This is a genomic window from Streptomyces sp. NPDC089799 (assembly GCF_040684755.1).
Taxonomy (GTDB): Bacteria; Actinomycetota; Actinomycetes; order Streptomycetales; family Streptomycetaceae; genus Streptomyces.
Map to the genome: position 1 here is coordinate 1 of NZ_JBFBGR010000034.1, position 22,508 is coordinate 22,508.

At 70.1% G+C, this 22,508-nt stretch carries 23 protein-coding genes; 15 read left to right on the plus strand and 8 right to left on the minus strand.

The window, feature by feature from the left end; translation table 11 throughout:
- Window positions 1–228 precede the first annotated feature (228 nt).
- The 14 genes from AB0O36_RS29250 to AB0O36_RS29315 all read left to right on the plus strand — a co-directional run bounded on the left by AB0O36_RS29250 (window position 229) and on the right by AB0O36_RS29315 (window position 15,362).
- Window positions 229–813, plus strand: coding sequence for a hypothetical protein (locus AB0O36_RS29250; protein ID WP_365115368.1), 585 nt, complete (start codon window positions 229–231; stop codon window positions 811–813).
- Window positions 807–1,766: a hypothetical protein gene (locus AB0O36_RS29255; RefSeq protein ID WP_365115369.1), complete on the plus strand. Its 960-nt coding sequence runs from the start codon at window positions 807–809 to the stop codon at window positions 1,764–1,766. Before AB0O36_RS29250 ends, AB0O36_RS29255 begins: the two co-directional genes overlap by 7 nt.
- Before the next feature lie 102 nt (window positions 1,767–1,868).
- Complete coding sequence (locus AB0O36_RS29260) at window positions 1,869–2,585, plus strand: SAF domain-containing protein (RefSeq protein WP_365115370.1); 717 nt, start codon at window positions 1,869–1,871, stop codon at window positions 2,583–2,585.
- Between the two features lies 1 nt (window position 2,586).
- Window positions 2,587–3,387, plus strand: coding sequence for a hypothetical protein (locus tag AB0O36_RS29265; protein WP_365115372.1), 801 nt, complete (start codon window positions 2,587–2,589; stop codon window positions 3,385–3,387).
- A 3-nt stretch (window positions 3,388–3,390) separates the two neighbouring features.
- A complete protein-coding gene (locus AB0O36_RS29270) occupies window positions 3,391–4,920 on the plus strand; it encodes a CpaF/VirB11 family protein (protein ID WP_365115374.1) in 1,530 nt (509 codons plus the stop codon).
- Entirely contained in the window at window positions 4,917–5,846 is a 930-nt protein-coding gene (locus tag AB0O36_RS29275; RefSeq protein WP_365115376.1) for a type II secretion system F family protein, read from the plus strand. The genes AB0O36_RS29270 and AB0O36_RS29275 overlap by 4 nt, the downstream gene beginning before the upstream one ends.
- Window positions 5,843–6,730: a type II secretion system F family protein gene (locus AB0O36_RS29280; protein WP_365115377.1), complete on the plus strand. Its 888-nt coding sequence runs from the start codon at window positions 5,843–5,845 to the stop codon at window positions 6,728–6,730. The genes AB0O36_RS29275 and AB0O36_RS29280 overlap by 4 nt, the downstream gene beginning before the upstream one ends.
- A 20-nt stretch (window positions 6,731–6,750) precedes the next feature.
- Window positions 6,751–6,966 (plus strand): hypothetical protein, encoded by a 216-nt coding sequence (locus AB0O36_RS29285; RefSeq protein WP_365115379.1) that lies wholly within the window; start codon window positions 6,751–6,753, stop codon window positions 6,964–6,966.
- A gap of 169 nt (window positions 6,967–7,135) precedes the next feature.
- Entirely contained in the window at window positions 7,136–7,480 is a 345-nt protein-coding gene (locus AB0O36_RS29290) for a TadE family protein (protein ID WP_365115381.1), read from the plus strand.
- Window positions 7,477–7,950: a TadE/TadG family type IV pilus assembly protein gene (locus AB0O36_RS29295; protein ID WP_365115383.1), complete on the plus strand. Its 474-nt coding sequence runs from the start codon at window positions 7,477–7,479 to the stop codon at window positions 7,948–7,950. The genes AB0O36_RS29290 and AB0O36_RS29295 overlap by 4 nt, the downstream gene beginning before the upstream one ends.
- Window positions 7,951–7,953: 3 nt before the next feature.
- A complete protein-coding gene (locus AB0O36_RS29300) occupies window positions 7,954–8,400 on the plus strand; it encodes a hypothetical protein (protein WP_365115385.1) in 447 nt (148 codons plus the stop codon).
- Window positions 8,401–8,424: 24 nt separating this feature from the next.
- Window positions 8,425–11,751, plus strand: coding sequence for a LysM peptidoglycan-binding domain-containing protein (locus AB0O36_RS29305; RefSeq protein ID WP_365115386.1), 3,327 nt, complete (start codon window positions 8,425–8,427; stop codon window positions 11,749–11,751).
- A gap of 227 nt (window positions 11,752–11,978) precedes the next feature.
- On the plus strand, window positions 11,979–12,995 hold the full coding sequence (locus AB0O36_RS29310; RefSeq protein ID WP_365115387.1) for a ParB/RepB/Spo0J family partition protein: 1,017 nt from the start codon (window positions 11,979–11,981) through the stop codon (window positions 12,993–12,995).
- A 645-nt stretch (window positions 12,996–13,640) separates the two neighbouring features.
- Window positions 13,641–15,362 (plus strand): AAA family ATPase, encoded by a 1,722-nt coding sequence (locus AB0O36_RS29315; protein ID WP_365115388.1) that lies wholly within the window; start codon window positions 13,641–13,643, stop codon window positions 15,360–15,362.
- A 343-nt stretch (window positions 15,363–15,705) separates the two neighbouring features.
- Here AB0O36_RS29315 and AB0O36_RS29320 read toward each other — a convergent pair whose 3' ends face one another.
- The 3 genes from AB0O36_RS29320 to AB0O36_RS29330 form a co-directional block, all read right to left on the minus strand.
- Window positions 15,706–16,017 carry a ribosomal protein L7/L12 gene (locus tag AB0O36_RS29320; protein ID WP_365115390.1) on the minus strand — a complete coding sequence of 104 codons (312 nt, stop codon included), beginning with the start codon at window positions 16,015–16,017 and terminating at the stop codon, window positions 15,706–15,708.
- Window positions 16,018–16,271: 254 nt separating this feature from the next.
- The gene (locus AB0O36_RS29325; protein WP_365115391.1) at window positions 16,272–17,507 is read right to left on the minus strand and encodes a ParB/RepB/Spo0J family partition protein; all 1,236 of its coding nucleotides are present in this window, start codon (window positions 17,505–17,507) and stop codon (window positions 16,272–16,274) included.
- Window positions 17,504–18,661, minus strand: a complete 1,158-nt coding sequence (locus AB0O36_RS29330) for a ParA family protein (protein ID WP_365115393.1) — start codon at window positions 18,659–18,661, stop codon at window positions 17,504–17,506. Before AB0O36_RS29330 ends, AB0O36_RS29325 begins: the two co-directional genes overlap by 4 nt.
- A 510-nt stretch (window positions 18,662–19,171) precedes the next feature.
- Between AB0O36_RS29330 and AB0O36_RS29335 the strand changes: the two genes are divergently transcribed.
- Window positions 19,172–20,023, plus strand: coding sequence for a hypothetical protein (locus AB0O36_RS29335; protein ID WP_365115395.1), 852 nt, complete (start codon window positions 19,172–19,174; stop codon window positions 20,021–20,023).
- 385 nt (window positions 20,024–20,408) lie between these two features.
- Here AB0O36_RS29335 and AB0O36_RS29340 read toward each other — a convergent pair whose 3' ends face one another.
- The 5 genes from AB0O36_RS29340 to AB0O36_RS29360 are packed head-to-tail and all read right to left on the minus strand — an operon-like array spanning window position 20,409 to window position 22,500.
- Window positions 20,409–20,891 carry a hypothetical protein gene (locus AB0O36_RS29340; protein WP_365115396.1) on the minus strand — a complete coding sequence of 161 codons (483 nt, stop codon included), beginning with the start codon at window positions 20,889–20,891 and terminating at the stop codon, window positions 20,409–20,411.
- Window positions 20,891–21,097 (minus strand): hypothetical protein, encoded by a 207-nt coding sequence (locus tag AB0O36_RS29345; RefSeq protein WP_365115398.1) that lies wholly within the window; start codon window positions 21,095–21,097, stop codon window positions 20,891–20,893. Before AB0O36_RS29345 ends, AB0O36_RS29340 begins: the two co-directional genes overlap by 1 nt.
- A 22-nt stretch (window positions 21,098–21,119) precedes the next feature.
- Entirely contained in the window at window positions 21,120–21,398 is a 279-nt protein-coding gene (locus AB0O36_RS29350; protein WP_365115399.1) for a hypothetical protein, read from the minus strand.
- Window positions 21,395–21,832: a hypothetical protein gene (locus tag AB0O36_RS29355; RefSeq protein ID WP_365115401.1), complete on the minus strand. Its 438-nt coding sequence runs from the start codon at window positions 21,830–21,832 to the stop codon at window positions 21,395–21,397. Before AB0O36_RS29355 ends, AB0O36_RS29350 begins: the two co-directional genes overlap by 4 nt.
- The gene (locus tag AB0O36_RS29360) at window positions 21,829–22,500 is read right to left on the minus strand and encodes a GGDEF domain-containing protein (protein ID WP_365115402.1); all 672 of its coding nucleotides are present in this window, start codon (window positions 22,498–22,500) and stop codon (window positions 21,829–21,831) included. The genes AB0O36_RS29355 and AB0O36_RS29360 overlap by 4 nt, the downstream gene beginning before the upstream one ends.
- Window positions 22,501–22,508: the final 8 nt, after the last annotated feature.

Below are 22,508 nucleotides of genomic sequence, written 5' to 3' on the forward strand. Positions count from 1 at the left end.
GCAGGTCACCGCACATTCCTACAGATTGGAACGCGTTCGGTCGGCATATGCACTCAAACATGCACGATCGCGCACTGCAGCCCCAAGAACCCCATGGGAACTAGGGCGTTGACGTCATAGGGTGCGCACAGCACGCACAGCGATCAGGTAGACGTTGCAGCAGTAATCACCCGGAGCCGGCGGAGGCAGTGGTCTCCCCGTCCGGGGGCAGGCACCGGAGGGACTCTCGTGGCACCAGCAGGACCGCACCACACCTTCACCGCCCGCGGCGCACTCGCCGTCCTGGCCGGTACCGCCCTCGCCGTCACGGCACTCACCGGATGCAGCAGCGACCCCGCGCCCAAAGCCGCGCCGTCCCCCAGTGCCACGCCGTCGCCGAGTTCTTCCGTCGACCCGCAAGCAGCGGAGAAGGCATCCGTTATCGCTACCTACCAAGCCTTTTGGGAGGCGCAGCGAAAGGTGTTCGGCTCGGGGTCCATGGAGGGAACGGGCCTGGAGAAGGTGGCCACGGACAAGGCGTACTCGAAAGCCGAGACGACTCGGAAGTACTACGTCCAGAACGGCACCATCATGAAGGGCGAGCCAGCATTGTCTCCGAAGGTGTCGGCCATCGACATGGCGGCACAACCGCCAGCCGCCACAATCACGGACTGCGTGGACACGACCAACTACGTGCAGGTCTACAAGGACTCGGGGAAACCGGTCGAGACCCTGGACGCCAACCGCCGTCACATCATCACCTCCCGCATGCTTAAGATCGGCGGCGCCTGGCAGGTCCGCGACGCTGAAGTTGACCGGGACCGCACATGCTGACCCGAAGTAGACCGCTGCTTGCATTCCTGCTCGCAGCGTCGGCGGTCTGTCTGCCTGCCAGTGCTGTCTCTGCCTCAGGGCCCGGCACAGAATGCCCTCCGTTTGTAGTCGACTGCGACATCCACTCTGGCGGTCAGAAGCCGGGGAAGCCGGGCAAGAAGCCGGGTGACGACGGCAAGGGCGGCGGAGGGGGCGGGAAGGGCGGAGGGGGCGGTGGCGGTTCCAGGAAGTGCCACGCCCGCGACGGCTCCGGCGGCACGTTCGAGGTGCCGTGCTACCAGAAGGAGGGCTGGTGGTTCGATGAAAGCACCTCCTGCTACTGGAAGCTGTGGGAGCCTCAGCCACCCGCCGGTGACCCTGCATGGGAGGGCCACGAGCCGGGGGACGGGGCGGTCTACAACAGTGAGTGCCCCGGCCAGCCGCTGCTCGGTGGATTCGAGTGGCGGCAGAACCCGCCGCCGGGGTTCGGGGGCGGCCCGGACCTGGAAGCGCTCGCCAAGGAAGCCATGAGCAAGATGCGGCTGCTGGGTGCGGACATCGGTTCCGCACCGCAGCAGGGCGGCACGGGGACGGTCGGTGTGCCGGTGTGGGTGTGGAACCGGCCCAGCCCCCGGACCACCGGGCCAACATCGGCCAGCGCAACAGCGCTCGGGGTGACCGTGACCGCCACCGCGACGGTCCAGAAGGTCGTGTGGAGCTTCGGCAACGGGACCACCGTGACGTGTGCGTTCCCCGGCACTCCGTACACGGCCGCGTTCGGGCTGAATGCGCCGCAGGCTTCGGCCGGTCAGTGCGGCTTCCCCGGCTACGCCCGGCCCGGACAGTACACGGTCACCGCGACCACGACGTGGGACGTGCACTGGGCCGGCGGGGGCGCCCAAGGCGATCTGACCGCCACCCGCACATCCGAGATCCCTGTGCGTGTCGGTGAGCTGCAGGTCGTCGGCCAGTAGCGCCACACATCCGGGGTCGGGCCACAGGACGACCCACACCAGCGCGCGGTCACCGGCGGCCGCACACCCTTTTCCTCGCGTTTCCCCTTGGAGGCACTGCGCGTGAGCACCACTACTCCTTCCCTGCCGGGACAGGCGTCCGTCCCGCCGCCCGCCACTGCGGCGGCGGGGCCGGCGGCCGCGCCGCGGGTTCTGCGGCAGCGGCGCCGACGGCCGGGCCTGATCGCTCTCTCCGTCGCCCTGATCGCCGCCGGAGGGCTGTCCGGGGCGCTGTTGTTCACAGCGTCGGGGCAGCGGACGGCTGTGCTGGTGGTGGCGCATGACGTGCCGGTCGGAGCCGCCATCACCGCTGCCGACCTCGCCCCCGCATCAATGGCGCTGGACCCGGCGGTAAAGACGGTCCCGGTGTCGAGGAAGTCGGACCTGGTCGGACAACGGGCCGCAGTGGCCCTGAAGGCCGGCGCCCTTCTCGCGCCGGCCCAGGTCACCGACGCCTCACTCATCAAGCCGGGTGAGCAGCTGGTGGGTGTTGCGTTGAAGCCGTCGCAGCTTCCTGCGAGCCGGCTGGCCCCGGGGCAGAAGGTGCTGATCGTCTCGACACCGGACCCGAACACGCCGGCGGCCGGGCAGGGGAAGCAGGGCGAGCCGTCTGCGTCTCCGAAGACCCTGGCGGCCACGGTGGTTGCGGTGGGGCAGCCTGCGCCGGCGACCGGGGTTGTGGTGGTGGATGTGGCGGTGCCGGCAAGCGACGGCCCGGCGCTGGCCGCCCGTGCTGCCACCGGTGCGGTGGCGCTGATCCTCGCCGCGCGGGAGGGTTGAGATGACCGTCGTGGCGATCGCGGGCGGGCTGGGCGCGCCGGGGGCGACCACAGCGGCCATGGCGCTGCTGATGACGTGGCCGCTGCCCGAAGGACGCCGGGTGGTGCTCGCCGAGGCAGACCCGGACGGCGGGGCGATCCTTCCGGGTGCCCTGCAGGGCACTCTGGGGAACAGCCACGGGCTGCGGCACCTCGCCGTCGCTGGGCGTCAGGGGCAGTTGGGTGAGGCGTTCTGGCGGCAGCTGGTGGACGTCACCGACGCTGGCACGAGGGACAGGCTGGTCCTGCCCGGCCTGTATGACCCGGCCCATGCCTCGGCGATGGAGCCGGTGTGGAAGCCGCTCGCCAGCATGTTCGCCGGGATCGAGGAGCATGGGCACGACGTCCTGGTGGACCTCGGGCGCCGCGGCGCCGTCGGCGCCTCCGCCGTGCTCGCGCAGCGCGCCGATGCGGTGGTGCTGGTCGCCCGCAACACCCTGCGCGGACTGCAGAGCGCCCAGGTACGTCTGAACGCACTGAAGGAAGTAGTGGGCGGCGGCGCCGAGGTCGGCGTGCTCCTGGTCGACGAGGGCCCCTACTCCCGGGAGGAGGTCCGCAAACGGCTGGAGGTGCCGGTGACGGCGGTCCTGCCGTGGCGGCCGAAGGAGGCCAGGGTTCTGTCCGACGGGGCGGAGCCGCCGCGCCGGTTCGAGTCGGGCGAGCTGATGCGGGCGGCACGCTCGGCCGCGGTGCGCGTGCAGGAGCTGGTGGCGATCCGCCGCTCCCGCCTTGCCCCGCCCGGCGCCCGCCCGGTGGGGGTGTAGCCGATGCGCGCCACTCCTCTGCACCACCAGCCGGGCGTACCCGACACCTCCGTGCATGCCCGCCTGGCCGTCACCCGCCCTGGCGGGGTGCCGCAGGTTTCAGCGTCGGCCGATCCCCGGCACGCGCTGCCCGTACCGGCCCCCACACCGTCGGGCGGTCCGCTGGTCGACTACGCCGCCGTGCGCCTGATCAAGAAAGAGGTCGGCGAGCGCCTCACCGAACTGCTGCGTGCCCGGCCGGGGATGGACGCGGCCGCGCAGGAGCAGCAGGGCCGGCACCTCATCAACCAGCAGGTGGCCATCTGGTCCGACGCCGAGGCCGTCAAGCGGGGGGCTGCGACGTCGGCCGCGGAGGACGCGGCGATCGCGCAGGCTGTGTTCGATCTGCAGTTCCGGGCCGGGCGCCTGCAGCAGCACCTGGACAACCCGGCGGTGGAGAACATCTTCATCAACACCCACACGGATGTGTGGCTGGACTTCACCGACGGGCGCCGGGTGCGGGTCGCACCAGTGGCCGACTCCGACGAGGAGCTGCGGGAGCTGCTGCGGGATCTGGCCCGGCGGACCACCGGACAGAACGAGCGGAGCCTGTCCACGGCGGACCCGTTCCTGGCCTTGCGCCTGTCTGACGGCTCCCGCCTGCAGGCCGTCATCGACGTCACTCCCGGCACGTACGTGACGATCCGCCGGCACACCATGCGACACGCGGACCTGACCGAGCTGGTCGGCCGCGGCATGCTCGACTCCACTCTGGAGGCGTTCCTGCGGGCGTGCGTGCGCGCGGAGAAGAACGTGATGATCGTCGGCGGACAGGCCGCGGGAAAGACCACGCTCCTGCGGGCGCTGCTGCGTGAGATCGACCCGGACGAGCGGTTCGCAACTTTGGAGACCGAGTACGAGCTGTTCGCCCACGAGAACGGCCACCACCGGCAGGTCGTGCCGATGGAGGCCCGGGAGTCCAACGGCGAAATGGTCGGCGGTCAGGCGGCCGGTGAGATCACGCTCATGGACCTGATGTACCGAGCCCTGCGCATGACGCTGACGCGGATTGTGGTCGGTGAGGTCCGCGGGCCGGAGATCGTGGCGATGCTGCAGGCGATGACGAACGGTGCGGGTGGCAACCTGTGCACCCTGCACGCCATCCACCCCAGCGTCGTGTTCGACCGGATCGCCGAGCTGTACCTGCTGGCCCAGGCGAACATGTCGGAGTCCCTGGCGTACCGGCAGGCGGCGAACGGGCTGCACTTCATCGTGTTCGTGTCCTCCGTGGACGAGACGAAGATCGGCGGGCACCGGCACCGGTTCATCTCCCACGTCCTCGAGGTGACCGGCATCGGCGAAGGCGGACGGCCCGAGACGAACACGATCTTCGGGCCCAAGCCGGAGTGGTCTGAGCCGCGGGCGGTGCCGCTGATGAACCCGCGCTGTATCAACGACCTGCGCCGGGCGGGGTTTGATGCCTCGCTGCTCGGTGAGGCGAGCGGAGCGTGGACGGCGCCGCTGCCGCTGCTGGTGACGGAGGCCGCCCTGTGACGACGCTGCTGTTGTGGGTGCTGTGTGGACTGGCGGTCTCCGCTGGCCTGGTCGGCGTGGTGGCCGGGATCGTGGGCACCACGGCGCCCGCGGGGCCGTCGCTGGCCGCGCGCCTGCGCGCCGGGCGGCAGGCGGCCGGCCGTGACGCTGCGATGAAGCGCCGCACCCGGCTGACCGCCGGAGCTCTGGGCGGCATCGTGTTGTGGCTCGTAACCGGGGTGTTCGTCGGCGGGGCCCTGGTGTTTCTGGCGGTGGTGGGAGTGCCGTGGCTGCTGGCGCCGACGAAGTCGGCGGCCGCCCGGATCGGGAAGCTGGAGGCCCTCGGCGACTGGACCCAGCGGCTTGCCTCCACCCTGCGGCTGGGCCGCGGCCTGGACGAAGCCCTGCAGATCTCCCGCAAGGGCTGCCCCGAGGACATCGCCGACGAGGTCGGCGACCTGGTCGACCGCCTCCAAGTCGGGTGGCGGCCCACCGACGCCCTGCGCCGGTTCGGCGACGCCCTGGGCGACGTGACTGCGGACAAGGTGGTCGCCGCCCTGGTGCTGTCGGCGACCGACCGCGGCCCAGGGCTCGCCCAGGCACTGGACGACCTCGCCGAGTCCGTCCACGAGGAAGTCGCCCGGCGCCGGGCGATCGAGGCCGACCGCGCCAAGCCCCGCACCTCCATGCGATGGATGACGATCATCACCCTCGCCGTGACCGGAGCCGGCTTCCTCGTGCCTTCCTACACCGCCCCCTACGGCACCCTGCTCGGCCAGCTGGTGCTCGGATTCCTGGCAGCCGCGTTCGTCGGGGTGCTGGCGATGATGCGGCAGATCGCTGACGTCAAACCGGTCCCACGCTTCCTGGTCGCCGACCCACGCAGCGCCGTCACCCCCACCCCCGCGCCCATGCCCGAGGAGAAAGAGGAGGTGGCAGCCGCATGATGCCCATTGCCGCGATCATCTCCGGGGCCGCAATCGGCGCCGGGGCAGCACTCCTGGTCCGTGAAGTCCTCCGGCCCGCACCGGCGCTCGGGCCGGCGCTGCGCCGCCTCAACCAGCCCGCCCCCGCCCCAAGCCCGGCCACCGAGGGGCCGGTGAGCCGGGACGAACAGTGGGGGCAGTGGCTGCTGGACCGCCTCGCCGATGTCCCCGGCGTCCGCATCCCCTACAAGGACCTGGCACTGACCCGGTCCACCCCGGCGAAATTCCTACTGCAGAAGGTGGCGTTGGCCGGGGCGGGGCTGCTGCTGCCGCCGCTGTCCACCGTCCCCCTACTCCTGCTGGGCATGTCCCTGGTACTGCCCGCAATCGTGGGACTCCTGGCCGGGGTGGTGCTGTGGTTCGCGCCCGACCTCGCGCTGCGGGACAAGGCCCGCCGGGCCCGCGCGGAGTTCGCCCACGCCATGGCCGCCTACCTCGACCTGGTCGCCCTGCGCCGGGCCGGCAACGTCTCGGCCGAACAGGCCATGGAACAGGCCGCCCAGGTCGGCGAAGGCTGGGCATTCGGGCGGATCCAGGAAGCACTCGCCCGATCCCGCGTCGACAAGGTCCCACCGTGGGAGTCCCTGGCCCGCCTGACCGCCGAACTCGACCTGCCGGTCCTGGACGACCTTGCCGCGATCATGCGGCAGTCCTCCGACGACGGCGCCAGCGTGTACGCCACCCTGCGCTCCCGCGCCAAGAACCTCCGCACCGAACTGCTCGCCCAGCAGGCATCAGAGGCCAACGCCGACAGCGAGAAGATGACCGCCCCCGGCGCACTCCTCGCCGTCCTGGTGATGCTCCTGATCGCCTTCCCCGCCGTCATCCGCATGATCAACAGCTGACCAAAGGAGACACCACAGCCATGATGACCAAGATCGCCGTCCACGCCACGACCGCAGCCCACTCCGCGGTGCGCTGGTACAAGTCCCGTCTTGAGGAGGGCGGAGCCAGTGACCGGGGCGACATCTCCATCACCACCGTGATCATCTGGGTGGCTTCCGCAGCCGCCGCCGTCGCCATCGCCGGAGGCATCGCACTCCTGGCAACGCGGTACACCAACCTGCTGAACGGCATCTGAGTCACTACCGCGCGCAGCACGAGGGAAGGGAGGGAGCGAGGTGGTGATGCGCCGGGATGTCCGCGCAGCCTGCCTGGCCGCGCCGGTGCCGCGGAGACGCAGCCCCCGGATCAGGAACGGCGGTGTCACCGGGCGGGGAGGCCGGGACCGGGGGGACACCTCCATCCAGATGGCCATCCTGTTCCCGTTCGTCGTCCTGCTGACCGTGGCCGTGGTGCAGGCCGCGATGTGGGCCTACGCCCGGAACATCGCGCTCACGGCGGCCCGGGAGGGCGTGGCGGCCGCACGCACCTACCAGGCCCCCGAAGGGGCCGGTGCGGCCCGGGCCCGGGAGACGCTCGCCCGGATCGCCGGCGACAGCCTCGCCGGGAGCAGCGTGAGCACCTCCGGCACCACTGCGACGACGGTCCGGGTGACCGTGAGCGGCACCGCGCCCTCGCTCATCCCCGGCATCTCGGGGCTGAGCGTGTCACAGTCGGCCTCCGCTCCCCGGGAGAGGTGGACCGCCCCGTGAAGCGCGTGAATCTCCTTCGCGTACTGCGCGTTCATTGGCATGCACCGGGCGGGAGCGACCAGGGCAGCGAGACGATCGCTGCCGCGATCGTCACCCCGCTGCTGCTGACGCTGATTTGCCTGGCGATCGCGGGTGGGCGGATCAGCACCTCCGGCGCGAAGATCGACGCCGCGGCCGAGGACGCGGCCCGGGCGGCGTCGATCTCCCGTACCCACGCCGCAGCTGAGGCCGAGGCCTCCGCCGCGGCCGCCCGGTCCCTGACCGACCAGGGCATCCAGTGTGCTTCGACGTCCACGCGGGTGGACGCCTCCGGCTTGGCCGTGCCGCTCGGGCAGGTCGGCACGGTCACCGTCACGATCACCTGCACCGTGCCTCTGTCCGACCTGCTGCTGCCCGGGGTGCCCGGAGCCAAGACCATGACCAGCAGCTTCACGTCCGTGGTGGACGCCTACCGCTCCAGGGAGGGCTGACCCATGCATTCTCTGCGCACCAGGCGCACACGGCGGCTGCGTGGCGACGAGGGCGGGATCGCCGTCTACAGCGCGATCGTGACCGTGGCGCTGCTGGCGATCATCGGGCTGGCCATCGACGGCGCAGGAAAACTCCGCGCCACCGAACGCGCCGATGCCGTGGCCATGGAAGCCGCCCGCGCCGCCGGACAATCCATCGACCCCGCCCAGGCCGTCACCGGCCAGAGTGTGCGCGTCGACCCCGAAGCGGCCGCGGCCGCCGCGCGCGCGTACCTGGCCCGCGCCGGAGTCGCCGGGACCGTGGCCCTGTCCGCGGACGGCACGCAGCTGACCGTCACCGTCAACGACACCTACCCCACCACGTTCCTGGCTGCCGCCGGGATCGGCTCCCTGAGCGTGTCCGGACACGGCTCCGCCCGGCTGCTGCACGGCGTCACCGCCCCCGAATAGGCCCCGACCGAGAAGGACCCGTTCATGCCGAACACCAAGCCGGCCGCGAAGAAGACGGCCCGTTCCGGGCGCGGCCCGGCTGCGACCGCGGCCGCCGTGGTGCGCGGCCTGGCCAGCCTCGCGCTGTTGCTCGGGCTGCTGGCCGGACTCCCGATCCTGCTGTGGTGGGCAACCACCCTGGTCGGCCCGCCCGGACTGGCCGCCCTGTCCGCACTGTTGTCCACCGACGACTCCGGGCAGGTGTTCCTCCTCGCCCTCGCCGTGGCCGGCTGGATCGGCTGGGCCCTGTTCGCCTGCGCAGTCCTGGTCGAGATCCCAGCCCAGCTCCGCGGCCGCGCCGCCCCGCACATCCGCGGACTGGTCGGACAACGCGCGGCAGCATCCCTGGTCGGCGCGGTGCTGCTGGCTCTGCCCGCCGGAACCGCGCTCGCCGCCACCCCCGCCACCCCCGCGCACGCCGCCGCCCCCACCACCGCCACGGCCAGCGCCGTCCCCGGCAACCCGCAGACCTCCGGCGCCGGTACGGTCCACGCCGCCGCCACTCCCGCCGGAAATTCGGCGGTGACGCACACGGTGCGGGACGCAAAGCCCGCCGAGAGTCTGTGGTCGATCGCGGAGGCACGGCTGGGCGACGGTACGCGGTGGGGTGAAATCGCCGCCCTGAACGAGGGTCGCAGCATGACCGACGGCTCCACCTTCCACGCGGACCGGTCCATCCAGCCCGGATGGGTCCTCCACCTGCCCGACGACGCCCGCCCCCAGCCCCGCGCCCAGCCGGACAAGCCCGCCGACCAGGACGGTGGCACGTCCGCAGCCGCGTACACCGTGCAGGCCGGCGACAGCCTGACCGGCATCGCCCAGAACAAGCTGGGCAGCGCCGACCGATACGGCGAAATCTTCGACCTGAACAAGGGCAGCCAGCTCCCCGGCGGCGGGACATTCACCGACCCCGACCTGATCCGCCCCGGCCAGCAACTCGCCCTCCCCCAGCAGAACAGCGGACCCCAGGACGAGGCCCGCCCAACGCCGCCGACCCCGGCACCGGAGCCCGAGGCGAAGCCCGTCCCGGCACCGTCGGCGACTGCACCGGCCACCCCGGCGTCACCCGTCCCATCCTCAACAGCGAGCCAGCCCGCGGCCGTGGCGCCGTCCGCCCCCGCGACAGCCTCGCCATCAACACCGGCATCGCCCCAGATCCCCCAGCCGACACCGTCGGTGACCGCAGCCCCGGCCCCGGCAGAGGCAGAGCCCGTGGACAGCCGGGAGGTGAACACGGCGCTGGTCTCCGGGATCGGGGCGCTGCTGGCCGCGTCCCTCGCCTCCGCCCTCGGTGTCCGCCGCATCCTGCAGCAGCGCGAGCGCCGTGCCGGGCAGACCATCGCCCAGGATGAGGACCCCACACAGCTGGAGCAGGTACTGGCCGCGACGTCGGAGCCCGCCGGCATCGAGCTGCTGGACCGGGTGCTGCGTACCCTCGCCCATCACGCCGCCGCCGGCGGCCACAACCTGCCCGTACTGCGCGGCGCGCGCCTTGACGGCAACGAGGTGACCCTGCTGCTGGACGAACCCGCGCAGCCCGTCATCGAGCCGTTCACGGCGGGGCCGTCCCCGCGGATGTGGACGCTCGACAAGCAGGCCGGGCTGCTCTCCGCGAAGCAGCTTGCCGATGTCCATGCCCCTTACCCCGGGCTGGTCACCCTGGGCGCGGACGCCGACGGCCTAGTCCTGATCGACCTCATGACCTGCCAGGTCCTGCTCCTGGACGGCACCCCGGAGGAGGTGCTCGAGGTGGCACGGGCCCTCGCGCTGGAGCTCGGCACGTGCGGTTGGACTGACTACAGCGAGATCCTCACCACCGGGCTCGGCGCACGGCTTGCCGGCCTGCTGCCCCAGGGCCGCATCCGGAGCATGCCCCACCTACCGTCCGTGGCCACCGACCTCGGCGAGCTCATGCTGGAGGCCCACCAGAGCGGCGAGCAGGTCCTGCCCTGGCTGGCCGTCGGCGCCGGAGAGATGGACGAGGAACACCTGGTACAGCTGGCCGACGCCCTCGCCGCCGGGCGGGATCTGTCCACGGGCGTGGTCCTGCCCGCCAGCGCGGCCGCCCGCCACGCCTTCCCCCACGCCCACATCATCACCACCGCCCACGACCAGCACGCCGACGTCGGCATGCTGGAGACGGCGGTGGAGTTGCAGCGCATCACCGACGAGCAGTACCGGCAGTACGTCCACGCCCTCCAGGTCTCCACGACCGACCCCGAACCCGCCGCGGAGCCGTGGGAGAAGGCCGAGGACCACGGCCAGGCCGCAGGCAGCGGCACCCCGCTGACTCTCCACGCAGCCGGAAAAGGGGCCACTGACCCGGGCAACCCCTTCCCCGCCCTGCTCGCAGGACTCACCCCCACACCCGCCCCCGCCCCCGCCGGCACGGACGCGAACACGGATGCCGGCCCCGCCGAAGACAATGGCGGCGACGCCAGGGCCAAGGGCGGGGGCGCGGCTGGGAAGCCGGGCGGCGCTGCGCCGAAGGCCCCGCCGGCACCAGAAGCCGCTACCGGCACCGAGCCTGCACTGCTCCCCGGGCCGGCTGTCGGCGAGGACGAGGGCGTACGGATCGAGGTGCTGGGGCCGTTGCGCATCCGCGGCGGGAACAGCGCCGCACGCAATCCGCGCACAGCCGCCCTGGCCGCACTCATCCACCTGCGCCCCGGCCGCACCAGCGACTACCTGTGCCAGGCCATGGACCCCGTCACCCCCTGGACCACCCACACCCTGCAATCACGCCTGTCCGAGCTCCGCAGCGTCCTGGGACAGGACACCGACGGCCAGCCGCTCCTCCCCCGGCCGAAAGCCGGTTCCGGCTACGCGCTCCACCGTGCTGTCACCTCGGACTGGGACCACTTCCAGAACCTCGCCACCCAGGGCCTGGCCGCAGGTCCGCCGGCCGGGATCCAGTACCTGGAGGCGGCCATGGTGCTGGTCCGCGGCAAGCCGTTCGCCGGCCGGACCCCACCCTGGGCCGACCCGGTTGTCCAGGACATGCTGTCCAGGATCACCGACATCGCCCACACCCTCGCACGCTGGCACACCGACGGCGACCGGCTCGACCTGGACGCCGCCCGCCGCACCATCGAGCAAGGCCTGGACGTCGAGGAGACCGCAGAAGTCCTCTACCGCGACCTGCTGACCATCGAATGGGCGACCGGAAACACAGTCGCAGTCCGCCGGGGCGTCGCCCGCATCCAGCAGATGGCACGGACCTACGACATCACACTGGACGACGCCACCGAAGAGATCATCACCCAGGTTCTCTCCAGCACAGCTCCCATGAGTCCACTGGCCCAGGTATGAAAAGACACCCCGCAGCTGTTGGCCCGCCCCGCCAGCGCAGAGCGCACCTGTGCGTCACCGCGTCGCGCCCGGGGCGGGCGGGACGGCCATAGCCGTCCCCATCACGCTGGCCCCGTCAGAGTCGTGAAGCAGACGAAGACAACACGGGCGGAGCAGCCTCTGCTTAACACCACACCTCAGCGCCCATCGCAGGCCCTTGCGCTGTACACACCCGCACGGGAGATCTCATGAGCAGTAAGACATCCGAACCGGCAGCTGGCGTGGCGTTCGCTCTTGTCCAGACGTCCGGTGCCCGCCAACAGGCGGCGGCCGTCGCCAGCGTGAAGGGGGCGCTGCCGCCGCTGAGGCTGGCCTGTGGCGTTATCAGTCTCAATCCGAAGAACCCACGCGGCTCCCTCGGTGACCTCGGCAGTCTTGCCGCCAGCATCCGCGATCACGGGCAGAAGCAGGCCATCACGGTCATGTCGCGGGCCTCCTACCTTCAAGCCCACCCTGATCAAGCGCGCGAGGTTGAGGACGGGACGGAGTATGTCGTGATCGACGGGAACTCCCGGCTGGCCGCGGCGCGGGAAGCCGGTCTCGACGAAATCAAAGTCATGATCGACGAGGAACTGGGCGGCACTGCCGACGAGATCCTCCAGTCAGCCCTTGTCGCCAACATCCACCGGCAGGACCTCGATCCCCTGGACGAGGCCCGCGCCCTGCGGCAGCTGCTCCAGGCGGCCGGCACGCAAGAGGCACTCGCCGCCCGGCTGCACCGGTCCCAGGGCTGGGTTTCACAACGCCTTGCCCTACTGAGCCTGACACCCGAACTGCAAGAGAAACTCCTTTCCGGGCAGGAGCCAGCTGAACTGCTCCGCCGTGTCGGGAACAAGAAACCCGAGGAACAGGCCGCACACCTGGAGCAGCTGAAACGGCAGAAAGCCGCCAGGAAGCAGGTTCGCCCAGCAACCGCGAACGCTACGGCCCTTGGAGTAACTGAAGCCTCCACCACCGCAGCCGCGGGCCCGCGGCGCGACCATTACGGCGTAATGACGAATCCAGACAGGCCTGCGTACCCAGAGGCCGCCCCCGGCCCGGCCGCTCCGGTCGTCCCGAGCCAGCCGGCCAACCTCACGGAGAGCACCCTTGTCTGGGACGACATCGACGCGGTCATTCAACTGATCCGAGCACACATGACACCCCAACGCGTCGTCCAACTCACCATCAAACTCGCCGAAGGAAACCGCCAACACTGGACCTGACTCAGAACACCCAGACCTCCTCCCTTCTCCCCGCACCACGCAGGTGGTGCTTCATTACGCTGTAATGAAGTCGGTCCTCTTCGCGCCCGTTCCGTCTCGCCAGCCCCTCACCCTCACCCTGTGCCGACTGGAAAAACTCCTAACGAAACGATCTTCGGGGTGGCTGGATCGCTGCGGGACTGCCGATCCGGCGGTGTGGGGTGGCTCGGCCGAAGCCGTGGCAAGTCGAACGAGTTGCCACGGCCTGCGGAGGTCTGCCGGGCGAGTTGCCCGCAGGCTGCGGCCGAGTAACGGCCGGTTTAGGCTGCCTGGGCGAGGTGGGAGCGGTGAACTCCACGTCCGTGTCACCGCAGCCGGCCTCGATGACCAGCAACCGGTCCCGCTCCGCCTCGTACACGGCCAGCGCCCCAGCGCAGCTTGGTCGCGGTCTACTCGGAGACGTACCGGCACAGCGCATCCGGGGACAGCGGAAGCCACTCAGAGGAGCGCAACGCCGCCACCGCCTTCCGCAAGGCTCACCCGCACCTCGTGGGGCACCCCAGCCTGCGCAGGCGGCCTCTCTCCCTCATGCCACAGCGTCCGCGCTGCTAGGCTGCACCGTTTGCGGTGCTGCGCCGAGGCTCCGCACAGATGTCTGGGGGCCCGATGGCTGTCTCCTTCGCCGTTTCGGAGATCACGCTGATCGACGACACGGTCCTCACCCCGCCAGCGAACGGCATGACCCTCTTCATCGGCCCGAACAACAGCGGCAAGTCAGCCATGTTGCGGGAGCTCTCTCCCCGCATCACCGAGCCGAACACCACGGGAAACGCGTACTGGGTCCGTCAGGTGCTCCCGACTCACGAAGGCAGTGAGCAGGAGTTTCTGGAATGGCTCACCAGTCGAGGTCACCGGTCCTGGTCGGTCAACGGCCAAGCCCACCTCCGAGGCGGGCAGAGCCCCCTGAGCTCGGTGTCGCGAGCGGGTGCGGGTCAATGGTGGACCCTCGGAATGTATGCGGAGCTCCGGTCGATGCTGGTCATGGACCAATGGACCGAAGCGCGGCTGCAGGTAAGGGCGCAGGCGGAGCGCTGGGATCACGCTGAGCCAGCCGGCGACCCGGTGCAGTTTCTCTATGAGGACCCAGACCTGCTGGTTGCGCTGTCCGGGTACACCGTCGAGGCGTTCGGTCAGGAGATCGCCCTGGACTGGACCGCGCCTCGCTTCGCCCTCCGGGTGGGCGCCACTGGCATGGTGGACCAGACGCCACCCCCTGCCGAGCTTGTCGCGGCCTACCGGCGGCTTCCCGAGGTGTCCGTCCAGGGCGACGGTTTCAAGGCGTTCGTGCAGATCCTGCTGCACACCGTGCTGCGGCCCACGCCAGTGATCGTGATCGACGAGCCTGAAGCGTTCCTCCACCCGCCCCAGGCCCGGCTCCTGGGCCGGATCCTGGCGCAGCTCCCTGGACAGACGCAGGTCTTCGTGGCCACGCACAGCGCCGACTTCCTAGCCGGGGTCATGGACGCGCAGGACGCCCGACCGCTCTCGATCGTCCGCCTGGACAGGTCCTCCGGCGTTTCCCGGGCAATGCAGCTGAACCCGGACGAAGTCGCCGAGCTGCTGCGTACCCCGCTGTTGCGGTACTCCAACATCTCCTCAGGCCTCTTCTACGACCGGGTGGTGCTCTGCGAATCGGAGGGAGACTGCCAGTTCTACGCTGCAACCTTCGACGTCACCCGTGAGACCTCGGCACCGCACGAGAACACGATCTTCCTCCACACCAGCGGCAAGGCCCGCCTTGCCGATACTGCCAGAAGGCTCCGTGCGTTCGGGATCCCCACCGCGGTCATCGCTGACTTCGACCTCCTCAACAACCACGGCACCGTCCGAAACGCCATGACCGCTCTCGGCGGCACCGTGCTTGACATGACCGCCGACATCAAGACTCTCAACGACCACGCGAACTCAGAGCGCAGCGTCCCCACCGTGAACGGCTTCCGCAATGCGATGGCCGCGGTGTTGACCGGCCCGGGGAGCAGCCCCCTCACCGAAGCCATGATCACGGCGATGAACAACGTGATCAAGGGATCGTCCGGGTGGGGCGCCCTGAAGAAGAGCGGACTGGCCGCACTTAACGGCACCGAGTACGCAGCCGCCGAACGCCTGCTGAAGAACACCGCTGCCCACGGACTCTTCCTGGTTCCCTGCGGCGAACTGGAGCAGTGGGTCCGCAGCATTCCCCAGGGGAACAAGGCCGCATGGCTGGCCGAAGTCTTCAATGGCCAAGACCGCTGGTATCAGAAGCCGACTGACCAGCTGCGCGACTTCTGCCAGCAGATCCGTTCCTACTTCGACACCCCCACACCTCACGCCCGCGCAGCAAGCTGAGCACAAGCTGATCTCCTGAGGGCAGCATCCCGCCCTGGCCCGTCGGCGCAGACGTGTTTCTGCAGTGAATCACGCCCTCCGGACGTGCGAGCTGGGTGCCAGCTGGCCGCCAACCGCTCGGTGCCGGTGAAGACGACGGCCGCGCTCGATGTGCCCTGGCACGACCCGTCTCGGCGGCGTGCACCAAGTGCGACGCCGCCGAGACGCTCCAGCCGATCCTGCGCCACGGCCAGGAAGGCATGCCCGCTCGGTGATTGAGCAAAGGCAGCAGTTCAGACGGTCGGGGACCCGGTGTAGTCGTGGCGCCCGTAGGACGTGTCTCCCAGACCAAACTGGCCGTGCTTCAGATTGCTGAGGGTTGGCCACTCGCCCAGCAGATTTCAAGGGACCATGGTTCGTTGTGCCGTGTTGAGTTGATGGGGAAGGCTCCCCGCCTGATGCTGCGGCCGCAGCAATCGCAGAGCAGTGTCGTGCGGGCGCCCGCCTCTTCAAGGACCCGAGCCGCCTCTTCCGCTCCATCGAGCAATCCGGACACGGCGATCTCGACGGGTGTGCCGGCGAGCAGAAGCTTGCTGTTCCAGAGACTGAGGCCGGTGACGGTCCGTATCGCACGGACTGCCTCCACTTTGCGGTCTCCCGCTTCCGTCACCAGCACACGAAATCCTGGCTCTTCCACACACCCTCCCCAACCAGCCACAAGCAGTCCGGTAAGTGAACCATCGCCGCAACTGCTGAGTGTCGTGGGTGGGTGGGCCCAGGCTATCGCCGGGCCCAGATCAGGATGGCGGCGAGGCTGCACTGCGTCGCCCCGGGTGCTGGCCGCAGGCCACCAGTTGCACGGCCGCAAAACACACGGTGGCTCCGTCCCGCAGTCAGCGAGACGGAGCCACGAGGTTCGCCTACTGCCGCTCAGGCGTCGTGAACAGCAAGAAGACATTCCAGGAGCACCGTGCGCTGCTCCTTGTTCATCTTCTCGATGACGAGCTCAGCGACTTCGCGCCCGTCGTGCCACGGCATCCTGGTTACGCGCTGCCGTCCGTCGATCCAGCCGGATTGCCCGGGGGCAAGGTCGGTGACGGTGGTGACTGAAGCGTCCGCCTGTTCGCCGGACGCTGTGCTCGGGTCGGCCACAGTCGATGTCGACGGGCCCTGCTCGACTGCCTCCGCCGACGCATCTTCCGCCGAGGATGCGACGCCGGGCTCGGCTGTCGGCTCCGTCCCGAACCGCTGTTCCGGTACGGGAGCAGGGGCGGGCTTCTCCGCTGAGTCTGAGACAACGTCGGCCGGGGCCGTGGTCGCGGAAGTCTTTACCGCGGTAAAAGGTCGGGCACTGGGCTCGGCTGCCTTCGCCGCTTCGTGGACCTCGAGGATCTCCCTGTGCTGTGCCCTCTTCTCGGCATCCTGCGCCTTGGTCTGTTCCAGCAGGGCAAGCAGTTCAGTGGGGGTGGACTGCGGCTCATCCTTGAGAGCACGCACGAGAAGGCGTGCGTCGCGTTCGGGGAGTTCGCCGGCGCTGAGCAGCTGCTGAATCTCCTCGGGCAGCTGGAGCAGTGCGAGCTGCTGGGTCACCCAGCCCGGGGACTTGCCGAGCCGCTCGGCGGCGCGGGACTTCGCTCCGTGTTCCTTGTCCTCGGCGCAGATGGCAACCAGTTGCTGGACACCGCGCGCGCGCTCGATGACGTCGAAGTCTTCGCGGTCGAGGTTCTCGGCCAGCAGGTGGTCGATGAACTCTTCGCGGCTTGCAGCCAGGTCATCGCGGACGACGAAGTCGAGGGCTTCGAGTGCGACGTGGCGGGCGCTGCGGTAGCGCCGTTCGCCGTTGATCAGAACGTAGTCCGCGTCGCCGATGTGCACTTCGTGCTCGGGCCACAGTTTGAGGTAGAGGGAGCGGGAGACGACTGCGCAGGCGGACAGCTGTGCGTCGCGGAGTTCCTCTCCGAAGCGGGTCTTCTCCTCGTCGGTGCCGAAGTTCCGGCGCGGGTTGTGCGGGGTGGGGGAGACCCGGTCGAGTTGGAGCCGGATTAGCTCGTAGTCGGGAAGGTCGCCTTGCGCTATGGCCTTGGCGCGACCGCGCTCGCTGCGGCCGCCGGGACGGCGGGCGCTGGCGAAGGCTGCACCGGTGCCGAGAAGATCGCTCTTGCTCATGCCGTCACCGCCCGGGCGATCTCGCGCATCGACTCGGCCTGCTCGCAGTCGGGCGCGTAGTGCAGGAGGGGCAGCTTGAGGCGCACTGCCTCGCGCTGCTCCTTCAGGTCACCGATGACGGTGATGACGGGCGGGTCCCCGAAGGACTTCCAGCTGTCCAGGGAGGAGGTGACGACGAAGCCCTTGCGACCGTCGTAAAGGTTGACGACGAACCCGAGCTGGACGATGTCGATGTCGAGATCGTCGACGAGGTCTTCGATCTGTTCGCTGAGCATGTCGTAGGCGTCGGCTGAGGTGTCCTCGGCCTGGACGGGGATGATCACGCCGGATGCCCGGGGGCTTTCCCCGTCACGGGTCCTGGCGTAATACAGCGCCGTGTCCATGGTGTACCCGAGGCTGGGAGGACAATCGACGACGACGTAGTCGAACTCCTTCTCCAGCTCCTCCAGGGCCTTCTCCAGGGCGGTTTCCTTCGTACGCACGTGCCTGGTGGTGGCGAGCTTGGCGTCGAGGAGGAAGGCGTCCTTGCAGGAGGGCAACAGGAAGAGCCGGCCGGCGAGGGCACCGTGCTCGATCGGGACGAGCAGGTCCCTGATCCGGCCGTCAGCCTCGCCGAGCATGTGCTTGGCCAGGCTGGGGTCCTTGATGCCGAGCATGTCCTGGCCCAGGTGACGGGTCAGGTGGCCCTGCGGATCGAAGTCGATCACACAGACGCGGGCGCCGGTCTCGGCGAGTGCCTGGGAAAGGCCGTTGCTGATGGCGCTCTTGCCGACGCCGCCCTTCTGGTTGCAGACCACGATGCGGCGGGCACCCTCGGCTTCCGGGCGGCGGCGGCCGGTAACCGGGTGGGTGTCGAGCCACAGGCGGATGGATTGGGCGATGCCCTGGTTGTAGGCGATCTCCCGGGCCTTGCAGTCGTCCTTGAACTCCGCGTACAGCCCGGTCGGCAGGTAGGTGGCGAAGGAAGCGCCGCCGGAGGTGTCTACCTGGACGGCGGCCGAGGCGTCTTCACGCCAGGCGTGGACGCCTTCGGTCACAGCGTCCTTGATGTCGATGCCCAACTGCGCGGCACGCACCTTGAGTTCTTGGCGGAGCGCAGTCGGCAGCTTGGCTACTACCTTTTCCCTGTCTTCAGGGTCGTACGGGGCGGTCATGCGATTACCTTACTCACCATTGCCGGTGTGGAAAGGCCAACACGCCGAAACACACCCCATCTGCGGCGTCCGGTCCGCAAAGGGGGCCGAGCAACCCCGGCCACGTCCGCTCTTCAGCACCCGCCGACCGCTTCAAGCTGGCGGCTCGGATTGAACGCTGTGCCTGAGCGGGCAGCAGCACCCCTTCAGTCAAAGGCCGCATACCCAAGGGCGACGCGCAGCAGCCATACCGGGGTACACCGCTGCCGCGCCAGCCGGACTCTTTACCGCGGTAAAGAGTCCGGGTCCCATAGGCACAGGAAGACACACCAGCTCTCCTGCCCTCGCCGCCCCACCCGATCGGTAGGCTGCTCCCAGCGGCCCGCGGAGGGCTGCACCGAGGGCCGTGATGAATCCCGGAAATCCACGGTTCCCAACAGAGGGTGTGGTGCGCCCACTCCGCGCGAGACTCACGTCGCCAATGCGTTCCGAGCCGACCCTCCGCTGACCGGGCAGCACGGAGAAGCGACCATGCCCCACACCCAGCACCGCGCACTCGCCCGAGAACGCGCCTTCTTCACAGGCGAGACCCCCGCAACGGCAGCAGCAGAAACAACTCGATCCGGGTCTCTCGGAATCGACGACTGCTCCCCCGCCCAGCGCCGACTGCGCGCGCTCCTCGCCCTGGCAGTCTTCAACACCGGCCCACTCAGCGCCGGCCTGTGGACCACCTCGCTCGCCGACCTGTCGGCCTACACGGTGGTCATGTCGCCACGCCGCGACAAGCTCGTCCTGATCTCCAACGCGCCCGACAACATCGCCACCAGGTTGCTGCCACGCGACGACAAACAGACTCTCTGTCTCCCCGGCATGCGGTTGCTGCGCCTGGCTGAGCACGGGGCTGCCATGCTCCATCTGCCCACTGGAGCAGTGGTTCTGGCTACGAGCCGCCGCGACGGCACACTGGACGACCTCGCAGACGAGCGGCACAGCCACTGGACGACGGATCACCCCATGACGGACCGGGAATCCATTCTGCTCGCGTCACTCCCCCACCTGACCGCGGACACCGAGACGCTACTGGCGGCCGTCTTCGTACGCATGTGGATGCGATCCGCTGACTGGGACCTCGCCGGCTGGTTCTGCCCCGCCGCCAGCCGGAACGACGATGAACGGGCGCTGCGTCACTACCGCCGACTGGACGGTGCCGGCGATCACTGGAGCCTGACCTGGACTTCATGGCCTCACCCCGACGATCTCGTCGCGGCCCTCACCCACCCTGCGGCTGGACTGGCCAGCGTCACGGTGGTGCGGCATCCCGGCTACTACGAGGCCCACTACGGCACCGCCTCACTGCGGCTCGATCCGCGCACGCACAGCTGACAGCTTTTACCGCGGTAAAGGATCGGGACGCCCCTCCCTGACCTCCTCGTCGATCCCCCGAAGACACGACGTACCCCGAGAGTCCGAGCGGCGACTCTTTACCGCGGTAAAAGCTCGCCGGCCATCTTCCCCCAATAACAAAGAAGGCCCAGGCCACCCGACGACGGGTGGCCTGGGCCTTCACCTGACTCAAGTGGCGCTCGGGCAGCACAGACTCATGGCCCTCGTGGAACCCACGACGGTGGGACGGCGGGGCGCCAGCAGCTCGGTTCCGTTCTGTCCAGCGACTGGCGCAGCCGCCGGGGCTGCCATATGGGCATCGGCTCCGCAAGGCCTCCGGCGGGAACCGCCCGAGGTCATTGCTGGCCTCCGCGCTGGTGGCTCATCAGACGTCGCTGCCGGTCACCCGCTCGTGGATGTCGATGAGCCGAGCAACGGCATCGGGATTGTCCGCCAGGCCGACCCACGCCCCGTGCGCGGTGAAGACGGGGACGGCGTCGGTGTCGGCGTCGAAGATGACGACGTAGTCGCCGTACCGGTCGAGCACCATGTCGCGCAGGACCGGGATGAGCGCGGTGTCCAGGACTTCGAGGGCGTCGACGGCGAGCCGGGCGGGCTCGCCGGGCGCCGGCGGTTGGACCAGGGTGCCGGTCGCGCGGAGCAGGTCGCCGGGCTGGATGCCGTTCAGCAGCTCGTGGGTGATCCGAGGGTCGCCGCTGGTGCAGGTGACGATCGTGTCGGGGGCGTCGTCGTCGAGCGCGTCGATGTCGACGGGCCGGACGACCAGGTCGAAGGAGACGATGCCGCGCGGGCCAGGGACGGGTATCGCGTCGACCCAGCCGTCGACGGCGCAGTGCTTGGTTTCCATCAGCTGGCCTCCGCCAGGGTCTCGGTGGGGCGAGGGGAGCGGGGTCGGGTGGTGCGCTGCGCGATGTCCAGCAGCTCGCGGTTGCGGCGCTGCTGTTCGGGGGTGAGCGGGCGGGCCTTCGCCCAGTGCCGGTGCCAGAGGGGCGAGGCCGGCGGTTCGGGGTAGGCCAGGGCGTGGTCGACGTCGTGGGGTGTGGTGTGGGCCATGAGGGCCTCCGGGTGGAGGGGTTCAGGCGTGGTCGTCGTCGCGCCGGCGCTTGGGCTGGAGGTCGGAGGCGAACTGGCCGAGGCGTGCCTCGGTGGGGTTCGCGGCGATCCAGGATTCGGCGCACGCCTTGTGGACCGGCTCCCCGTAGTGGGAGCGCATCGGCGTGGGCCGCGCGCACAGCGCGCAGGGGCGGTCGGTCCAGCGGTCGTAGTGCTGGGCGTCGCGCCAGTCCAGCAGGCCGCCGGGGACCGGGATCAGGCCCGGTTCCCACAGCGGCTTCCTGCGGGACCTGCGGGTCACGGCCGCAGGTCGGGCAGCTGCTGGAGGACGTGGTCCACGAGGGCCTGCGTGGGCTTCCAGGCCGGGAGCGCGCCCGTGGCGGGCACGGGCAGCGGCAGTTCGTGGACGTCGGTGAGGACCAGGTGGTGCGCCTCGCGCTGCGCCCAGGGGCTGGTGCAGCGCTCGGGGCCCTGGTCGAGGTGGCAGTCGGTGAGCCGGGCGACGCCGATGACCGCTCCCCGGTGGAGTTCGCGGCCGCGGATCGTGGTGGCCACCAGCGGGTCGCGCAGCAGGGCGGGGTCCGGCTTCGCCTTCCCGGCGTGGATGAGGACCCATCCGCGCCAGGGCCAGGGGGCGGGCCTGTTCTCCGTGGTCTTCCCGGCGAGGATGCAGGTGGCCCAGGGCTGGCGGATCGTGATGCCGCGGATCCAGTCGCCGCCGTCGAGCCCGGTCATGCAGCCCGCTCCAGTGCGGTGCCGGGGCGGCCCTGCCGGCGGCCGTTGACGGTCGGCGTCTGGAGGTCCTCGATCTCCGCCCAGCCGTACCGGCCGGAGTGCTTGGTCCGGTACATCGAGACGTCCGCGCCGCGCAGCAGGGCGGGCAGGGCGCGGATGCCGAGGTAGTCGGGGACGGCGGTGCCGACCGAGGCGGCGACCGGGAGCGGTCCGGCCTCGGTGGGCACGGGCTCGCGGAGCGCGCCCATCAGCTGTTCCAGGCGCTCCTCCATCGCGTGGTCGCCGGCCTGGGTGTCCACGCGGGTCGCGACGGCGAACTCGTCTCCGCCCAGGCGGCCGACGACTCCGTGCGGCCCGGCCCAGTGGGCCAGGCGCTCACCGGTCGCGGCGAGGGCTGCGTCACCGGCGGCGTGGCCGTGGGTGTCGTTCAGGCCCTTGAAGTTGTCGAGGTCGACCAGGCAGAGCAGGGAGTCCTTCTGGTGACGGGCGAGCAGGCGCTGGGCGCGGCGCTCGAACGCGGCGCGGCGCTGGGCTCCGGTGAGCGGGTCGCGGCGTTCGGCCGCCAGGCGCCGGTGGAGCGTGAGCGCGTGGACGGCCCAGCCGGTGACCGGGACGGCGAGGGTGGTGATGATGAGTGCGCGCTGCCCAGCGCGCGTGGCGGAGTCCATACTTGGGG

Excerpts from the sequence above, each read along its gene's own strand:
- AB0O36_RS29255 (WP_365115369.1), top strand. The coding sequence starts at position 807 with ATGCTGACCCGAAGTAGACCGCTGCTTGCATTCCTGCTCGCAGCGTCG.
- AB0O36_RS29265 (WP_365115372.1), top strand. The coding sequence starts at position 2,587 with ATGACCGTCGTGGCGATCGCGGGCGGGCTGGGCGCGCCGGGGGCGACC.
- AB0O36_RS29270 (WP_365115374.1), top strand. The coding sequence starts at position 3,391 with ATGCGCGCCACTCCTCTGCACCACCAGCCGGGCGTACCCGACACCTCC.
- AB0O36_RS29280 (WP_365115377.1), top strand. The coding sequence starts at position 5,843 with ATGATGCCCATTGCCGCGATCATCTCCGGGGCCGCAATCGGCGCCGGG.
- AB0O36_RS29285 (WP_365115379.1), top strand. The coding sequence starts at position 6,751 with ATGATGACCAAGATCGCCGTCCACGCCACGACCGCAGCCCACTCCGCG.
- AB0O36_RS29290 (WP_365115381.1), top strand. The coding sequence starts at position 7,136 with ATGGCCATCCTGTTCCCGTTCGTCGTCCTGCTGACCGTGGCCGTGGTG.
- AB0O36_RS29300 (WP_365115385.1), top strand. The coding sequence starts at position 7,954 with ATGCATTCTCTGCGCACCAGGCGCACACGGCGGCTGCGTGGCGACGAG.
- AB0O36_RS29305 (WP_365115386.1), top strand. The coding sequence starts at position 8,425 with ATGCCGAACACCAAGCCGGCCGCGAAGAAGACGGCCCGTTCCGGGCGC.
- AB0O36_RS29310 (WP_365115387.1), top strand. The coding sequence starts at position 11,979 with ATGAGCAGTAAGACATCCGAACCGGCAGCTGGCGTGGCGTTCGCTCTT.
- AB0O36_RS29315 (WP_365115388.1), top strand. The coding sequence starts at position 13,641 with ATGGCTGTCTCCTTCGCCGTTTCGGAGATCACGCTGATCGACGACACG.
- AB0O36_RS29325 (WP_365115391.1), bottom strand. The coding sequence starts at position 17,507 with ATGAGCAAGAGCGATCTTCTCGGCACCGGTGCAGCCTTCGCCAGCGCC.
- AB0O36_RS29330 (WP_365115393.1), bottom strand. The coding sequence starts at position 18,661 with ATGACCGCCCCGTACGACCCTGAAGACAGGGAAAAGGTAGTAGCCAAG.
- AB0O36_RS29335 (WP_365115395.1), top strand. The coding sequence starts at position 19,172 with ATGCCCCACACCCAGCACCGCGCACTCGCCCGAGAACGCGCCTTCTTC.
- AB0O36_RS29340 (WP_365115396.1), bottom strand. The coding sequence starts at position 20,891 with ATGGAAACCAAGCACTGCGCCGTCGACGGCTGGGTCGACGCGATACCC.
- AB0O36_RS29345 (WP_365115398.1), bottom strand. The coding sequence starts at position 21,097 with ATGGCCCACACCACACCCCACGACGTCGACCACGCCCTGGCCTACCCC.
- AB0O36_RS29355 (WP_365115401.1), bottom strand. The coding sequence starts at position 21,832 with ATGACCGGGCTCGACGGCGGCGACTGGATCCGCGGCATCACGATCCGC.
- AB0O36_RS29360 (WP_365115402.1), bottom strand. The coding sequence starts at position 22,500 with ATGGACTCCGCCACGCGCGCTGGGCAGCGCGCACTCATCATCACCACC.